Source organism: Shewanella algidipiscicola, assembly GCF_003605125.1.
Classification (GTDB): Bacteria; Pseudomonadota; Gammaproteobacteria; order Enterobacterales; family Shewanellaceae; genus Shewanella; species Shewanella algidipiscicola.
Genome location: NZ_QPQT01000018.1, coordinates 1 through 17,368, shown reverse-complemented (window position 1 = coordinate 17,368; position 17,368 = coordinate 1). Strand labels below are relative to the sequence as shown.

Below are 17,368 nucleotides of genomic sequence, written 5' to 3'. Positions count from 1 at the left end.
TTCCGTACGTTTAGTACCAATTTTGCTGGGCCAATAGTAGCGCTTTTAACGCAATTAAGTGGTCAGCTTTCCATAAAGGCAGGTAAAATAATGCCTAATATCATCGTCAGAGTAAAATCATTGGCTAACGAACCTGAAAATAAAACCCCAATTTGTGTAAATAAAAGTGTCATTGAATCAATTGTGGCACGTCTTTACCGTACAACACGCCTGCCTATGATGCTAGGTATCATAGGGCCAGGGCTTGAGTGTGTCATCAAACAGTTATTTAGCTATATCGCCCATACACCTCTACAAAGCCCATTGAGGTTGCACTACTTTATTGCACAGGCGAGTGATTTAAACTCGCTGGCGCAGCTATGCCAACCATTTGATGTCATTGTACAGCAGCTTGATGACATCGGCATATCGGCAGTGGCTGGCTGTCATCGGGTTATTGGCTTCGATGGTGCCTTATCGATAGATGTGCATATTGGCCAAACCATTCAAGCATTAAAACAACTCACCAATGCTGAGCAAACCTTTGGCGCTTGGATGTTCAGTAACACCCAAGCCCCTAAATTAGATCACCCGTTAGCATGGCAACTCGCAAGATTATCCGATGATGACGCAAGCGTGATATTGGCGGCCTCGCCTAATGGATCACTCAGTGCCTCGATGCAGCAACAGCTGAGTAACGTCACCCAGCTTTGTGGCTTTCGTTTATTACAGTGGCCGCTAGAACCGCTCAGTGAAATGACGCTCCTTAGCCATCCCGATCCAGTCAGTCTCGATATTGCTAAAAAAGAGCGCGCCGCATTACGTTACCAGCAGCAACAAACCTTTGCCTATAATCCACTCAAAAGTGCCACAGAGGGTAATACCGCCATTATCGGCGGTGGGGTGGCCAGTGGCTGCTTGGCCTTATCACTTGCCGAGCGTGGTCAGGCACTGACGCTGTTTTGCATGGATAACGCCCCAGGCCAACAGGCCTCTGGTAATAAACAGGGGGCTATCTATCCGCTACTGACGCCTGAAGATGGCCCCTTGAGCCAGTTTTTTCTGCAAGGATATCTGTTTAGTCGGCAGCGGATTAATACTCTGGTTAAGCAAGGGTATAACATTAATCATGATTTTTGTGGTGTCTTACAAACAGGCCATGATGCTCGCAGTGCCAAGCGCTTGCATAAAATCATCACCGCCAGAGCCTGGGCCGACGCCATCGCCAAGCCTCTGACTGGCGCCCAAGCCAGTGCTATCGCAGGGATAGAGATAGGCATAGACGCTATCTATTACCCCTTGGGGGGCTGGGTTAATCCGCAGCAGCTGACCACCGCCGCCATAGAACAAGCCACAACACTCAGTGATGTGACGTGCCACTTTAATACCCAAGTGACCGCCATTGAGCGGCGTAATGAACAGTGGTACATCAACGCACAAGTGGGTAATAAGCAACAAGCGTTTGGGCCATTTGCCAACCTGGTTCTGGCCAATGGTCGCCACTTAACCGATTTCTCACAAACCGCACAACTGCCGATCAGCGGCTTTAGGGGGCAAGTCAGCCATATTCCATCACGCTTTGCGCTTAAAAAGCTCACTACGGTATTGTGCTCTCACGGCTACTTAACGCCTGCCCATGACGAACTGCATTGCACTGGGGCTAGCTATATTAAAGATCCCGACAACCTAGATTACAGTGCGACCGAACAGTTTGATAACTTAGATAAAATACGCACCAGTTACCAAGCTGACTGGACTCAAGATGTCGATATTAGCGGCCATAGCGCCCGCGTGGGCGTGCGCATGGTGACCCGAGATCACGCCCCTATGATGGGCTGCGCGCCAGATTATGATGCCATCATCGACACCTACCAAACCCAGCAGCACACCAAATCGAGTGCGCAGTATTGGCAACATACCCAGGCACCGATCCACGATGGACTCTTTATATTAGGAGGGTTGGGTTCGCGCGGTCTGACCTCGGGCCCATTAGCGGCAGAGCTGCTAGCGGCGCAAATGTGCGGCGAATTGATCCCGACCACGACACCCATTTTAGGCTTGTTGAACCCTAACCGTATGTGGATGAGAAAATTAATCAAGGGCAAAGCTCTGATGTGAAATCAGGTTACTTAATGTAAGTAAATAAAGTAAGAATGGTGGTGACGGGGTAAACAGCTGATATTATTGGATATATTTTTGGTGAATAGTAACAGCAATGGATTACGTAAGGCTAAATAAGCTTGCTATGCAACATGGCTAACATAAAACAGATAGGGCCTAAGTTAACAATTAAGGTGAACGATTAAGCGTGTGCAAAAAGTTAAATCACCCAAACGCTATGTCACCCTTTGCCTATCAACTTCTAACGCAGCAACCTCTTGCCCTATGCCGACTAGCGTTGGTCATAGGGCGAAGGTTGAGAATGAGCTTAGCTTATAACGTGGCGCTGGTTTTCACTTTGACGCGATTATTGGTATCGCGACTTTGACGGATCAACTCATCGCTGCCAGTGGGCTCACCTTTAGCTAACCTGTCATATAACAGCACATTGACTGACGATGCTAAGTTCATACACCCCACAGTGGGCATATAAACTACCGCATCTGCGCGATCAATCAAATACTGATCAATCGTGCCATCTTCGGGGCCAAACAGATAGATGGCCTTATCAGGGTGCTGAAATTCAGGCAGCGGAATAGCCCCTTCGACTAAATCAACGCAGATCACTTGTGTATCGGCATCAAGCCCCTCAAGCAGACATTCGACACCCGTTAAGGGGATCGTTAGTCCCGCCCCTTTGGTATCGGTATTGTATTGCTCACCACGATGCTTGGCTGCGAGTGCATAACGTTTACCCGTATAAGTGACGGCATCGGCGCGGTAACAGCCTGCAGCGCGCATAACGCCACCCACATTAGTGGGGCTTTTAGGATTAACTAACCCTATCGTCACAAACGAATCGCATGGCATGATTACTGGGCTTCCAAGGTGGCAATTTTTTCGCTTAATTCATTCCAAGCACCTTGCACTAATAAAAAGTCGGCTGGCGCGAGCTCCGTTTTAGCGGTTTCCAAACAAACCTGCATCTTGGCATCTAGTGCTTGATGGTCTTGCTCTGTTTGAGCTTCTAACTGCGACAACACCACGGCAAAATGGCCTTGTAAATAACCACTGGCAAACAGTTGATCGTCATCGCCCTGCGCTACTTTTGTTGCAATCCATTGATCTAATGCTTGTTCGTACTGCTCTAACATGGTTTCTCCAATCAATTAACAGCGTATTGCCGCTTAACTTATCTTGAGACAAGATCAGGGTTAGCCACCTGATACATGACATAATCGCGGTATCCCGTGACGACTTTATAATAGCCGCACAATTCAGCGTCGAGTTCTGGGTCGCCACTATCCACAATTAAGGGGCGTCCTTCAAGTGCTTTTAGTTTAGTTTTTGTGGCTAAGATAATAATATTCTCTTTACCAACGGCGCGGATAAGCCGACTCGACAGCTGTTGGTTACCGCGGCCTAAAATATGGCCTTGTCCGCCGATGAGGGTGATCACCAATTTACATTGCCTATCTTGGGTCAATTCAAGCAGCTCGCTGGCGGTTAAATCGCTACCAACCAACTGACGGTGCGCGATCAGATCGACCCCAAGCAGCGTATTCGCTAAGCCCAGCTCTTGCATAACCGCAGCCACAGTACTGCCAGAACCCATGATAAAAAGCTCATCTTCCATCTGCTCTATTACGTGTGCAGCAATATCGCTAAGCACTAGCTCATCGACCTCTTTACCGCCCATTTTTACGGCTTGGATATAGCGTGGCTCCGCTGGGACTAACATTTCACCAAAGCGGCGCGCCTTTACCGTCCCCTGCCGAAAAGCCACTTCGTCAATATCCATCACATCACCCGTCATTAAGCTGACCAACTCGCCGTCTAATAGCAACTTGATCACCATGCCAGAAGCGTGGGGAGTAATACCATAAACGCCCGAGTGTATTTTGACCCCTGCAGGTACGCCGAGCACTGGCAAGGTCTCATCAACCACGGCAAAGATATCCCGAGCGGTACCATCGCCACCCGCAAACAGCAGCAGATCGACCCCAGAGGCTTGTATGGCTCTGACCGCATCTTGGGTATCTCGCGCCTCTGTCTCTACTGCGCTGTGATATGCCACTTGATGGTTAAAGCCCAATTGCAGCGCAACCTCTTCGCCCATAGCACCAGAGGCGGTGATCAGCTCCACTTTATCTCGATAAGGTAAAATCACCTCTAATGCTTGAGCCAGACGCAAATGCGCTTTAGGCTCAGCGCCGCGAGCCATCGCCTCAGCCGCCACGCCATCACTGCCCTTTAAGGCAACACTGCCCCCAAGTCCAGCCAGAGGGTTAATGATAACCCCCAAGCGAAATGTGCTACTCATCAAACACTTCTCCCTGTTTTATACTTTGCACTAATTTGATTGGCTTTCGCCTTAGGCGTTCGCAGTCTTCGGGTTACTCGAATTAAGATTAGGAATACATAATACCGCTAACATAGATAAGCCAGCGCACGCGGCGGCAACCGCCCAACTGAGCCACGCTTGCGAACCATCACCCCAAATAAAGCCACATAACCAGGTGCCCAATGCGCCGCCCACTCCAAAGCTAAGGCTGGCATACAGCGCTTGGCCCTTACTGCGGTGACGAATATCAAATTTTTGGTGCACAAACTGAATCGACGCCGCGTGCACTAAACCAAAGGTAAAGGCATGCAAAAGTTGGCTCACGCCAAGCCAGAACATATTGCCAACACAAAAAGCCATCAATAACCAACGCACAGCACTAAAGCCAACACTGACCACCAATAATGTCTTCACCCCGTAACGCCCCATGAGTCGCGGCGCAAACATAAACATCACAATTTCAGCCAGCACTCCCAGCGCAACATACACGCCAGCGGTGGATTCGCTATAACCGACCTGCTTGAGATACAGCACAAAAAAGCCATAAAAAGGCCCGGCGCTCATTTGCAATAACAGTGCCGACACCAAAAACCAAAAAATTCCCTTATCGATTTTAAGGGGTTCAACCGAGGTCAGTTTGTCCACCATCACTCGAGTGTTAGGCAGTGACAATGAACAACCCAGCAGACATAAAAACAAGCCCAGCCCGACAAAAGGAAGAATTTCGGTGCCAAAATAGCTGATACCAAAACCCACACTGACCACGAACACCAGATAACCAACACTGCCAAAACTGCGGATTTTACCGTATTTACTGGTGTTTTCGCCCAAGGTTTCTAGCGTGATCACTTCTAACTGCGCCAAAATAGCATTCCAGAAGAAGGTGTAAATACTGAGGCTAATAGCAAGGTAGACAAAACCACCGTGGTAGAAAAAGCTTAAAAACGCCACCGCCGAGCAGCCAGCGCCGAGCTTAACCAGTTGACCGCGCATGCCGGTTTTATCGGCGACCATGGCCCATACATTGGGGGCAATAATTCGAGTGGCCATTAGAATCGCCAATAAGAAGCCAATTTCTTGCGCCTCAAAGCCTCGATGCTCGAAAAATACGCCAAGATAAGGGACTAATACCCCGAGAATTGCGAAGAAGAAAAAATAACAAGCGCTGATCCAGCGCAAGGAGTGAAAAGTATCTGCTTGTTGCATGTGTTAGGCTCAATCAACTCATTAATTATCTGATGTACAACAAAAGAAGGCACATACTATGTGCCCTCTTTTACGTCACTGATTGAGATTATCTCATCCCAATAACCGGGGTTTCGCTGTGTACATCGGCATTTTGTGCACGGTGACGTAACAGGTGATCCATAAGAACAATGGCCAACATCGCTTCGGCAATGGGCACGGCGCGGATCCCGACGCACGGGTCGTGTCGTCCTTTGGTCACCACTTCAGACTCTTCACCTTGGACCGTCATGCTCTCGCCCGGCACACTGATGCTGGAGGTGGGCTTCATGGCAATATGGGCCACTATCGGCTGACCTGAGGAGATCCCCCCCAAGATGCCGCCGGCATGATTAGATGCAAAACCTTGAGGTGACATTAAGTCACGATGCTCGGAGCCTTTTTGGTTAACCACCTCAAATCCATCGCCAATCTCGACGCCTTTTACCGCGTTGATCCCCATTAACGCATGCGCAATATCGGCATCGAGCCTATCAAATACAGGCTCACCTAATCCCACCGGCACATTAGTTGCCACCACAGACACCTTAGCCCCAATCGAATCACCACTCTTTTTCAAGTCGCGCATGTAATCATCAAGGGCGACTAACTTATCGGCATCAGGAAAGAAAAACGCATTTTGCTCGACCTGAGCTAAATCGACTTTGTCAGCCTCAATCGGCCCTAACGCACTGAGATAACCGTGAATGTCGATACCATGCACTTGCTTTAAATACTTTTTAGCAACGGCGCCAGCAGCAACACGCATGGCCGTTTCACGTGCCGATGAACGTCCCCCACCGCGGTAATCCCGCAGGCCATATTTTTGCTGATAGGTATAATCGGCATGTCCTGGACGAAACTGATCTTTAATGTTGGAGTAATCTTGACTGCGTTGGTCGGTATTTTGAATCACTAAACCGATCGAGGTGCCTGTGGTTTTCCCTTCAAACACCCCTGAGAGAATTTGCACTTCGTCGGCTTCACGTCGTGCAGTGGTATAGCGAGATGTTCCGGGGCGGCGACGGTCAAGATCCTGTTGCATATCGGCCTCATTGAGCATCAATCCCGGAGGGCATCCGTCAATAATACACCCCAAAGCCTTACCATGGCTTTCACCAAATGTAGTCACTACAAAATTTTGACCAATACTGTTTCCCGACATCTGCTTTATGCACCTCAATGTTGTTAGACGTTTTCAAGCCTAGCCTAATGGTTAATTACCCACTAGGTTGACTTATCCCTAAACCCACAAATGGTTATTATTCACTATCTTTGTAGATGGCGAACAGTGATTCATTTTCAACTAGCTGATCATGAGTCAAAACAAATACCCCATCACCGCCGTTTTCAAAGTTCACCCAGGTAAACGGGACTTCGGGGAATTGCTCGATAAGGTGCACCATAGAATTACCGACTTCAACCACTAACAGGCCATCCTCAGTGAGGTAGTCTAGAGCATTGGCTAGAATACGCTTGGTTAAATCTAGGCCATCTCGCCCCGACGCTAACCCTAGCTCTGGCTCATGATGGTATTCATCTGGCATATCACCAATATCTTCAGCGTCGACATAAGGCGGATTAGAGACGATTAGGTCATATTGTGGCCCTTTAGGAATAGCACTAAAGAGATCCGATTCGATAGGAAAGACTCTATCCATCACGCCTAAGGTTTCAATGTTAATCTGTGCCACTTCTAATGCATCGGCGCTGATATCCAGTGCATCCACTTCGGCGTCTTCAAACTCATAAGCACAAGCGATGGCAATACAAGCACTACCGGTACATAGGTCAAGAATACGGTTAACCGGTTTGTTATAGAGCCAAGGGCTAAAGCGGTTCGCTATCATCTCGGCAATTGGCGAGCGCGGCACTAATACCCGCTCATCGACATAAAACTCAAGCCCTGCGAAATAGGCTTTATTGGTCAGGTAAGGAACAGGTAAACGTTCACGCACGCGACGTATGATCAGCTCAACAATTTTATGCTTTTCACTGCTGGTCAAATTAGAGTGAATGACCTGTTGGCCTATCTCTTCAGGAAGGTGTAGTGCATGAAACACTAATGCAATGGCTTCATCCCATGCGTTGTCGGTCCCGTGACCATAATAGATGTTAGCATCATTAAATCGGCTCACAGCCCAACGTAACATATCACCTATGGTGCGTAATTCGGTTACCGCTTCATCAACAAAAATCTTATCCAAAACATACTCCAGCTAGATAGTTCGATATCATTGTAACTGAACTCTATTCATATGGCATCGGATTCAATAAAATAGCCCCATGAATAAAGAAAAAGATGAAGGTCTGGCGCTTTTTTCGGCCCTGACCCAAGGCATAAAGCCGCTTAAACAAGATAAGCGTCATTTTTCGACGCCACAAAAAACCAAGCGGGAAGTGGAAACCAAAACCACAGAACTGCATGCCGACAGCTATTTTTCAGATACTTACCAACCATACTTGCCCACCGAGGGTGCAATGCGTTGGGCACGTGACGATGTCGACAGCTTTGAAATCAAGCGGCTACGCCGCGGTGATTACCAACCCGAACTGTTATTAGACCTCCATGGCATGCGCCAATCTGAGGCCAAATTAGAACTCGCTGCCCTGCTGCAAGCCTGCATAAAACAACATTGCGCATGCTGTTGTGTCATGCACGGCCATGGCACAGGCGTATTAAAACAAAATATTCCTATGTGGCTTGCCCAGCATCCGCATGTAAAGGCATTCCATAAGGCCCCTAAAGAGTGGGGCGGCGATGCTGCGCTGCTGGTGTTAGTCGATGTAGGCGAACTTCATGAGTGGGACTAGCCCACAAAAAAAGACGCTTTAAGCGTCTTTTTAAATGCCGAAATCTGTTTAATGCCGATAACGCTTAACGCAGGTAACTCTTAGTACAGATAACTTCTAGTATTCGATAATACTGATAAATCACCATAGAGACTTTATCATATTTTCCGCATTAGCCATTCATACCACGACTAACTCACAGTGTGAGGTGTATTTTGCCACGAGAGTGATGCCCTTTCGCCATGCTTATCTATCAAGGTGATCCCTGAAGTTGCAAATAACGGCGGCTCAATACCTGGCACTAATTCACTGACCATATAGCCAAGTAACGGCATGTGAGCAATCACTAGCACATTATCTGCCTTATATAATTCACCGTAAGCTAAAACAGTCTCGACCGCACGCTGCGGATCGGCTGATGGGGTTAAATCGTCCAGCACTTGCCAATGTCGAGGCTCAGGAAAGTGCTTACTCACTTCTTGCCAAGTTTGCTGAGCACGCAAATAGGGGCTAACCAAAACTAAATCAATATCAGTGACACGCCTCGCTAACCAATTGCTCATTAATTCGGTTTGGTGACGTCCAGTATCAGTCAATACCCGTTCCCGATCGGAATGTGCATTATACCCAGCGTCCCCATGTCGCATCAAAAAAAGCTGCATACTACTTCTCGCTACAATATATTTTTATTCTTCCTTGGCAATTGTAGCGCTAAAGTCAACCGTAACACACCTAAAGTCTGTTAATAATTAGTCGAATAGGCGATAAGGTATTTGCCAAAGTCGTTTTTCGAGACCACTATGTAGGCTTAATTGTTTTATTTACCCTTTAGCGAGCAACTTCTTTATTAGCGGGTTGCCATAACGGTTGGAGCCGCTCAATTGCCAACATCAACTTGTATCACTCAAAGCCCCAATGATCATCGTCAGTATCGCTATATGCAACTTAGCAATCGATTAAGGGTACTTTTAGTAGAAGATTGGCAAACCAACCAAGCCGCAGCTTCTATGGCGGTAAATGTGGGTCACTTTGACGATCCTAGCGCCCGCCCGGGTATGGCACACTTCTTAGAACATATGCTCTTTCTGGGTACCGAAAAATACCCCGATTCGGGCGAGTATCATGCATTTATTAATCAACATGGTGGCAGTAACAATGCATGGACGGGGACAGAGCAAACCAACTTCTTTTTTTCAATCGATGCCGACGTTTTTGAGGAGTCACTCGATCGCTTTAGTCAATTTTTTATTGCACCTTGTTTTAATCTCGATTTGGTTGACCGTGAGCGACACGCCATTGAATCGGAATTTAGCCTAAAACTGAAAGACGATATTCGCCGTGTGTATCAAGTGCAAAAAGAAACGGTAAATCCAGCTCATCCATTTAGTAAATTTTCCGTGGGTAATTTACAAACCTTATCCGGCAGCCAACAAACATTACGCGACGAGTTAGTGGCATTTTATCAGCAGCACTACAGCGCAAATTTAATGACACTTTGTTTGGTAGCGCCCTTACCTATTGATACATTAGCCCAATTAGCCAAGTGCTATTTCTCATCCATTGTGAATAATGATTTGCATAAACACTATCCTGCCACGCCGCTCTACCAAGCAGCACAGTTAGGCCAACAGATAAACATAGTGCCACTTAAAGAGCAGCGCAGAGTCGCAATTACCTTTCCGCTACCCGCCATTGACGGCTTCTATAAACGCAAGCCCCTCACTTTTATCAGCCATTTATTGGGTTACGAAGGTAAAGGCAGTTTACTCAGTTACTTAAAAAGTCAGGATTGGGCTGCAAATCTCTCGGCTGGCGGCGGCGTAAGTGGCTATAACTTTAAAGATTACAACATCAGTATTCAGTTAACCGATAAGGGACTTGCGCAACTCGATGATGTCATTCAAGCGACATTTGAATATTTAGCACTCATCAAAAATAGTGGCTTAGCCGCGTGGCGTTACCAAGAGCGGGCCAATCTATTAACCCTAGCGTTTAAGTACCAAGAGCAGATAAAAGCACTCGACTTAGCGAGTCATCTCAGTATTAACATGCACCATTATGATGTCGAAGATATCGTTTATGGCGATTACCGCATGGATGGCCTCGATATCGCAGAAACCCAAGCCTTATTGGCATTAATGACACCAGATAATCTGCGCATTCAGCTGATCTCGCCAGAACTCGACACCAACAGACAAGCGGCGTGGTATCACTCCCCTTATAAAATCAACCCCATTGATAAGGATCGTTTAACCCCATGGTACAACCCCACTATTCGTCAGGAGCTTAGTCTTCCAGAAGTTAACCCTTTTATTATTGCCGATTCAGTCGCAAGAAATGACAAAAGCCCGCACCATGTTCCTGTGATTGTCTGTCAAGAAAATGGCTACCGGATTTGGCATCGAAAAGACGATGAATTTAATGTACCGAAAGGACATATCTACCTATCCCTAGACTCACAACAAGCGACCGCCACTCCCCGTCATGCTGCGCTGACACGCTTATATGTCGAGATGTTGTTAGATTATTTGACAGAATACACTTACCCCGCCGAAGTGGCAGGACTCAGCTATAATATTTACCCCCATCAGGGCGGTATTACACTGCATTTAACCGGCTTTACCGGCAAACAAGAGGCTCTACTGGCGTTATTAATCAACAAAGCCAGAGAGCGTAATTTTACCCAAGAGCGTTTTAAACAAATTAAGAAGCAGATATTACGCAGCTGGTATAACCAAAGCCGTGCCAAACCTATCTCGCAATTATTTACCAGCTTAACGGTTACACTGCAACGACGCAGCTATGAGCCACTGCGCATGGCTGAAGAGTTAGAAAAAATCACCTTAGACGATCTGCACGAGCATATCAGCCGCTTCTATGAGAAGTTGCATTTGGAAGGGTTAGTCTATGGTGATTGGTTAACTAAAGAAGCTAAAGCCTTAGGTAAGCGACTCGAGCATATTTTGTCACTCGTCTCATCCCCTAGTGGCGAGTCTGAGCGCGAACTGATTAACCTTGAAAATATCGGCACCCTCATCAGAGAGGTACGCGTCGCACATCAAGATAGTAGCATCATCGTTTACTATCAATCGGCACAAGCATCGACGTTAAACATGGCATTATTTAGCTTGCTCAACCACACGATGTCGTCGACCTTTTTTCATGAACTGCGCACTAAACGTCAATTGGGTTACATGGTCGGTACTGGCTACTTACCACTCAATCGCTACCCTGGCATGATTTTCTATATTCAATCACCAACAACTGGGCCCCTGCAACTGCTGGAAGCGATTGATGAGTTTATCGCTGACTTTAATTATGCGGTGATGCAGATAACCAATACCCAGTGGGAACTCACCAAACAAGGCTTAATTAGCCAAATCATGGAACATGATCCCAACTTAAAAACCCGTGGCCAACGTTACTGGTCCAGTATTGGCAATAAAGATTATCAATTTAACCAACGAGAGCTCGTCGTAGAGCAAATAAAACAATTAACTCGTGCAGACTTAATCCAATTTATGATGCAAAAAATGCGCACTAAACATTGCGATCGTCTCGTATTATTTACCACGGGTGAGCAACATCAAAATCAGGAGCCACTCAACTCAGACAATATGATCACAGACCTGCGCTCATTTAAACAGCAAGCACCCAAATTTAGTTATTAACACCTGAACAATACACTAGGGCCTGTTGATCTTTGCTGGTTGAATGTTGTTCGAGACAAAAACGTGTTAATCGAGGCGACTGGATTGCAGCCTGGTCATCTAAGCAAAATTCACTTAACAAAGAGTAAAACGTTTTTTAGCCGACCCCTTCGGCAGCGTTCGTTGGGTATTTCTACGGCGTTCTCAGCTTTTTATGTAGAATAACTACACCACAAAGCTTCTGCCTTGTATAAATACCCAACAATTCACTGTAAAAACAACCTTGAAAGGTCAACAGGCCCTAGGGCAACTCCTTATTTTGAACCGAGCTTGGCATCAGTTCAGCATGATGCAAGCAAACCATATGCCGAACACCCAAGGCAAGCCTTTGATACAAAAGGATTAATATGAAAGGCATGTAAAAATCATCAAGAAAACTGATTAATCCATCCATTATTTACCGTCTTATCTTTACACCATGAAACAGCTCATCTAACACATAGTGTACTTATTCGATGGCGCAAGGCATTAAAAGCAAATGAAAATAACAATGATTAACATACAAAAAAATTCAGTGTTCTTTTGACAAATCATTCACTTTCTGGAAAAGTAGGTTAACTACATGCTGCCTAAGCACTACTGGCTAATAATCAAACTAATAATTATGCCTAATCCCTTGAAAAATTTATTACTAATTCTTTTTTTTACACTATCTTTTTCTGGTTTATCCCTCGCCAGCGAAGCCCTTCTAAATGTCGATCATTACAATGTGCCAGAAGGATTATCCCAAAGTACTGTGACATCAGTAGTAGAAGATAAATATGGCTATGTCTGGGTAGGTACTCTAAATGGTTTAAATCGATTTGACGGTAGTAAATTTAAACACTTCTATTCTGAAAATAACGACTACTCTCTCCCTAGTTCATTTATCAGAAGTCTATATATTGATAAAAGTGGACGTTTACTCATAGGCACCGATAAAGGACTTGTTAGCTATAATTATGAATTAGAAAAATTCATAAATCATAACAATGTATTAAAAATAGAAAAAACTGCAATTTGGTCTATTAATGAAAGTAAAAACACAATAATAATTGGAACTGAGCAAGATATAATAGAAATCGACCACGAACTCAGAACAAAGCTAAACTCTATAAAAGTTGAGGCTAGTGGGTTAAAAAAAATAATACCAATAGGCTCAAGTTATTTCGCTATAACTTACAATGGCAGTATTTACAAAATAACAGATAACTCCGTGGTCAACCTAGGAAAGTATGAAGGTTTAATAAAATATGAAAATTCAGTATATGGATGGATTGGTAACACTCTTGAAAATTTAGAATCAAAAGAAGATATTGAGATATTAAAAAACACTAAGTCTATACTCGAGTACGGCAATGATATCATAGCATTTAAGGATGGAGTACTATATTCAATAATCGAAGGTGCGATCTATAAATTAGGCAAAACAGAGGGTGATATACAAAAAAATAACGACGTTAGACTTTTCCTAGGTAATAGTGGTATATATATAGCCACACAAAACAATGGGCTTTCATTTATAAGCAGTAAGAAGAACACATTAAAAACATTTAACTCATCAAATAATGTATGGTCAATAAACAGCTTGACAGACAACAAGCTTCTAATTACCTCTGATTCTAATTTAATAAAAATATATGACACTTCGTTAAATGAAATAATTTCATATGATTCTGGTGTCTCTGGGCCGAAATCAGCAATATTAAAAAAAGACTTACTTTATGTTGCAACTCAATCCGGCCTAATTTCTATAAATATAAAAAACAACAAAAAAACTACTATAAACAATAATGAGTTCTTTGTAGTCAAAAATATCTTTGGAACTAATAATGTTGTGGCTGGTACAACAGACGGTAAAATAGTTAAAATAAACACTGAGAACAATGAAGTTGAAAAGTTCGATATTGATATAGGCAACCCAATATTTGATATAAACATAATGGACGATGAATATTTAATCGCAACTCAAGGAGGTTTATTTAAACTAAAAAATGGAAAGTTAGAGAAAATATTTAAAGAAGACCTTACCATAAGTATTTACCGAGATGATAATGCAATTTACTTTGGGACAAGAACATCGTTATACAAAATAAAAAACAATACATTAACAAAAATAATAGACAGCAACAAACCAATCTATGCGATTGAAGCCAAAGAAGATTTAATTATTTCATCATCAAACTCAGAAATTGCATTCACGAACAAAATAACAGACAAAACTACAATCCTTAATTCAAATTATGGAAGTCAAGATGAATATAACGTACAAGCCATTTCAATTGTTGGAGATAATATATATATAGGCGGAATATCAGGAATAACGAAAGCATCAATTTCTGAAGTAAAACAAGCGATAAAGTTAGCCACTCCACCAAATGTAATGTTAGATGAACTATTAATATTCAACATACCTGAAAGAATAAATAACGGCATACTAAACAAAAGCTTACAGTTTTCAAAAAAAATAAAAATAAAATATTCAGACTACCCGTTCTCATTTCGATTTAATTCTCCAGGTAACCTTGACAAAAACTTGCAGTATACCTATCAAATGGTAGGGTTATCAGATAATTGGCTAACATCGAAAGGCATAAACTCAGCAACATATACGAATCTATCACCAGGTGAATACACTTTTAATGTAAGGGCCATTGATTCGCTCACGAATCAATTAGGACCAATTAAATCAATAGATGTTGAAATAACGCCACCTTGGTGGCTATCATTTCAAGCTAAGTTCGTTTATTTCTCCACCTTTTTAATCATTAGTGGTCTTATTGCCAAAGCAGTACTCAAAAAACGAGAAATACAACGCCAAATAGCTAAATCCGAAGAGCGCTTAAAATTATCACTCTGGGGAAGTGGCGATGAGATGTGGGACTGGGATATAGAAACGGGGCAAATTTATCGCTCAAATATCTGGGGATCATTAGAGTTTCCCCGCGACGGCCAGCGCTCTGGAGAGCATGGACAAGAAAGCAATATTCACCCAATGGATCAAGAGCGTGTCAATACCGCACTGAACAAACACTTCTATGGTGAAACCGATCATTTCGAAGCAGCCTATCGCGTGAAAGGCAAAGATGAACAATGGGTATGGATTTTAGATAGAGCAAAAATCGTCGAGCGCGATGAAAATGATAAAGCACTGCGCATGACTGGCACTATCAAAAACATCAGTAATTTCAAGCAGGCAGAAGAGCAATTAAGGTTATTTGAACGTGCAATTGAGAATATCTCTGAAGGCATGTTTATTTTAGACAATGAATTTAAGTTTGTTGAGGTCAACGAAGCTTGTTGTGATTTATGTGAAAGAAGCCGCACTGACTTTATCGGCTCACTATTTAAGTTCGATCTCTATCCAGAAAGTTACTCTCAACAGATCCGTTTAATATTACAACAACAAGGCAGTTGGAGTAATGAAGTCGAATCACCTAAGGGGATTAATAACAGCTTTTTGATGGAACTCACGGTCGATGCCATTTACGATGAGCAAGGAGTGCTCTCTCATTATGTTGGTGTATTTTCTGATATTTCACGCCGTAAACAACAAGAAGAAGAGCTGAGGAAGCTCACCAACAATGATTTATTAACCAATCTCCCCAATCGCTCGAGTTTAATGGTGACATTAGGAAATCTAGTCAAAAAGGATACCCATCATACTTTAATGATCCTCGACCTAGATAACTTCAAAAAAATTAATGATTCATTAGGACATCAAGTTGGCGATGAACTACTGATTAAAGTAGCCCATAGAATAGAAGCAACCGTACCAAGCCATACTAGTATCTATCGGTTAGGAGGTGATGAATTTGCCATCCTTATCGATAATAATCCTGATATTGGATCAAGTGCAATTATTGCAAATAATGTGGTAGATGCGTTTTCTAATCCTTTCGAGCTCACCAGAGACAGAGTTGTCGTTGGAGTCAGTATTGGTATTGTGCTGTATCCTGAAGATGATCAAAATGAACAAGCATTACTGCGAAAAGCCGATATCGCTATGTACCATGCTAAATCAGCTGGCGGTAATCGTTACCAATTTTATTCAGAATCGCTCAATCGCAATGCTATTCGCCAGCTGGAAGTTGAAAATCTGATAAGACAAGGGCTGAAAGATGATCTATTTGTGGTTTATTATCAGCCAAAAGTCGATCTCAAGTCGGGTAAAATGGCGGGAATGGAAGCGCTCGTTCGCTTAAATCACCCAACCCTAGGTTTAATTCCGCCTAACGAATTTATACCATTAGCTGAAGAAAATGGGCTTATAGTAGAAATTGGTGAAGTGGTAATGCGTAAAGCCTGCTTCGCGGCACAAAATTGGCGTAATCAAGGATTGTTTAATGGCCGTGTGGCCGTCAATTTATCATCGCTACAATTTGCACTACCCGATCTACAGCAACGTATAGAGTCAATTTTACGTCTCACTCAACTGCCCGCAAATAATCTCGAACTTGAAATTACCGAAGGAACCGTCATAAAACAGCCGGAAAAAGCCATAAAAGTGATGATGCAATTATCAAAAATGGGCGTCAGCCTAGCATTAGATGACTTTGGCACCGGGTATTCCTCACTCTCCTACCTTAAACGCTTTCCAATCAATACTCTAAAAATAGATAAGGCGTTTGTAGATGATATCGATAAATCTGATAGGGACTTAAAAATGGTCGACTCAATTATCACTATCGCCCACAACATGGGATTATCTGTCGTAGGCGAAGGCGTTGAAGACGCATCACAACTTAGTATATTAAAAGCCCTTAAATGCGAGGAGATACAAGGTTTTATATTCAGCAAGGCAGTTAATGAACATGACTTTAGTGAGCTTTTAAAGCAAGATAATTTACAGCAAAATTCAATCTATGATACTAAAAATGCATAGCCTTATCTGTAGTTTAGCTTCTACTTAAAGAGAAACAACACTTACGAGTTACAAGTAAAAGCAAATCAACCAACAAATTCAATTCTGGCATAACTTATGCTAACAACCTCTCAGGCGTCAACAATTTGTTGGCAATCACAAAACAATTAACACTGAGAGATATAACATTATGATCACCGGAATTGTTACAGCCATCGTTTTAGCAACCTCATGCTCATTAACTGCTGACATAATTGAGCACGATACTTATACATCAAGCCAAATAACTGGTATTCCTAACGTTAAGTTTAAACCTGTAGCTGTAGCTGGTATTCCCAACGTTAAATTTAAGCCTGTAGCTGTGGCCGGTATTCC

At 43.6% G+C, this 17,368-nt stretch carries 11 protein-coding genes and 1 pseudogene; 5 read left to right on the top strand and 7 right to left on the bottom strand.

The features are described from left to right. Positions 1-90 precede the first annotated feature (90 nt). Positions 91-2,097 (top strand): FAD-dependent 5-carboxymethylaminomethyl-2-thiouridine(34) oxidoreductase MnmC1, encoded by a 2,007-nt coding sequence (gene mnmC1 / locus DVO77_RS16865; protein ID WP_119979110.1) that lies wholly within the window; start codon positions 91-93, stop codon positions 2,095-2,097. Between the two features lie 315 nt (positions 2,098-2,412). On the opposite strand, the gene DVO77_RS16860 is transcribed toward mnmC1, so the two are convergent. From DVO77_RS16860 to prmB, 6 genes are all read right to left on the bottom strand, one after another. Beyond that, positions 2,413-2,949, bottom strand: a complete 537-nt coding sequence (locus DVO77_RS16860) for an RNA methyltransferase (RefSeq protein ID WP_119979109.1) — start codon at positions 2,947-2,949, stop codon at positions 2,413-2,415. Between the two features lie 2 nt (positions 2,950-2,951). Beyond that, entirely contained in the window at positions 2,952-3,233 is a 282-nt protein-coding gene (locus tag DVO77_RS16855) for a YfcL family protein (protein ID WP_119979108.1), read from the bottom strand. 38 nt (positions 3,234-3,271) lie between these two features. Beyond that, positions 3,272-4,402 (bottom strand): ATP-NAD kinase family protein, encoded by a 1,131-nt coding sequence (locus DVO77_RS16850; protein ID WP_119979107.1) that lies wholly within the window; start codon positions 4,400-4,402, stop codon positions 3,272-3,274. 51 nt (positions 4,403-4,453) lie between these two features. Further along, a complete protein-coding gene (locus DVO77_RS16845; protein WP_119979106.1) occupies positions 4,454-5,629 on the bottom strand; it encodes an MFS transporter in 1,176 nt (391 codons plus the stop codon). Between the two features lie 88 nt (positions 5,630-5,717). After that, positions 5,718-6,812 carry a chorismate synthase gene (gene aroC / locus DVO77_RS16840; protein WP_110456106.1) on the bottom strand — a complete coding sequence of 365 codons (1,095 nt, stop codon included), beginning with the start codon at positions 6,810-6,812 and terminating at the stop codon, positions 5,718-5,720. A 97-nt stretch (positions 6,813-6,909) separates the two neighbouring features. Continuing rightward, complete coding sequence (gene prmB, locus DVO77_RS16835; protein WP_110456107.1) at positions 6,910-7,854, bottom strand: 50S ribosomal protein L3 N(5)-glutamine methyltransferase; 945 nt, start codon at positions 7,852-7,854, stop codon at positions 6,910-6,912. 79 nt (positions 7,855-7,933) lie between these two features. Here prmB and smrB point away from each other — a divergent pair, with 79 nt between their 5' ends. Beyond that, the gene (gene smrB, locus DVO77_RS16830) at positions 7,934-8,461 is read left to right on the top strand and encodes an endonuclease SmrB (protein ID WP_119979105.1); all 528 of its coding nucleotides are present in this window, start codon (positions 7,934-7,936) and stop codon (positions 8,459-8,461) included. Between the two features lie 170 nt (positions 8,462-8,631). Here smrB and sixA read toward each other — a convergent pair whose 3' ends face one another. Continuing rightward, on the bottom strand, positions 8,632-9,102 hold the full coding sequence (gene sixA / locus DVO77_RS16825) for a phosphohistidine phosphatase SixA (protein WP_110456109.1): 471 nt from the start codon (positions 9,100-9,102) through the stop codon (positions 8,632-8,634). A gap of 276 nt (positions 9,103-9,378) precedes the next feature. On the opposite strand from sixA, the gene DVO77_RS16820 reads away from it, so the two are divergent. From DVO77_RS16820 to DVO77_RS19145, 3 genes and pseudogenes are all read left to right on the top strand, one after another. After that, entirely contained in the window at positions 9,379-12,111 is a 2,733-nt protein-coding gene (locus DVO77_RS16820; RefSeq protein WP_119979152.1) for an insulinase family protein, read from the top strand. Positions 12,112-12,712: 601 nt separating this feature from the next. Then, complete coding sequence (locus tag DVO77_RS16815) at positions 12,713-17,014, top strand: EAL domain-containing protein (protein WP_249038199.1); 4,302 nt, start codon at positions 12,713-12,715, stop codon at positions 17,012-17,014. Positions 17,015-17,183: 169 nt separating this feature from the next. Beyond that, positions 17,184-17,368 (top strand): annotated as a pseudogene (locus tag DVO77_RS19145) (hypothetical protein); the annotation flags it as partial.

What these genes read in the sequence shown, in the direction of transcription:
- DVO77_RS16820 (WP_119979152.1), top strand. Translation starts at nt 9,379, where the DNA reads ATGCAACTTAGCAATCGATTAAGGGTACTTTTAGTAGAAGATTGGCAA.
- DVO77_RS16855 (WP_119979108.1), bottom strand. Translation starts at nt 3,233, where the DNA reads ATGTTAGAGCAGTACGAACAAGCATTAGATCAATGGATTGCAACAAAA.
- sixA (WP_110456109.1), bottom strand. Translation starts at nt 9,102, where the DNA reads ATGCAGCTTTTTTTGATGCGACATGGGGACGCTGGGTATAATGCACAT.
- smrB (WP_119979105.1), top strand. Translation starts at nt 7,934, where the DNA reads ATGAATAAAGAAAAAGATGAAGGTCTGGCGCTTTTTTCGGCCCTGACC.
- DVO77_RS16860 (WP_119979109.1), bottom strand. Translation starts at nt 2,949, where the DNA reads ATGCCATGCGATTCGTTTGTGACGATAGGGTTAGTTAATCCTAAAAGC.
- DVO77_RS16815 (WP_249038199.1), top strand. Translation starts at nt 12,713, where the DNA reads ATGCTGCCTAAGCACTACTGGCTAATAATCAAACTAATAATTATGCCT.
- DVO77_RS16850 (WP_119979107.1), bottom strand. Translation starts at nt 4,402, where the DNA reads ATGAGTAGCACATTTCGCTTGGGGGTTATCATTAACCCTCTGGCTGGA.
- DVO77_RS16845 (WP_119979106.1), bottom strand. Translation starts at nt 5,629, where the DNA reads ATGCAACAAGCAGATACTTTTCACTCCTTGCGCTGGATCAGCGCTTGT.
- mnmC1 (WP_119979110.1), top strand. Translation starts at nt 91, where the DNA reads ATGCCTAATATCATCGTCAGAGTAAAATCATTGGCTAACGAACCTGAA.
- aroC (WP_110456106.1), bottom strand. Translation starts at nt 6,812, where the DNA reads ATGTCGGGAAACAGTATTGGTCAAAATTTTGTAGTGACTACATTTGGT.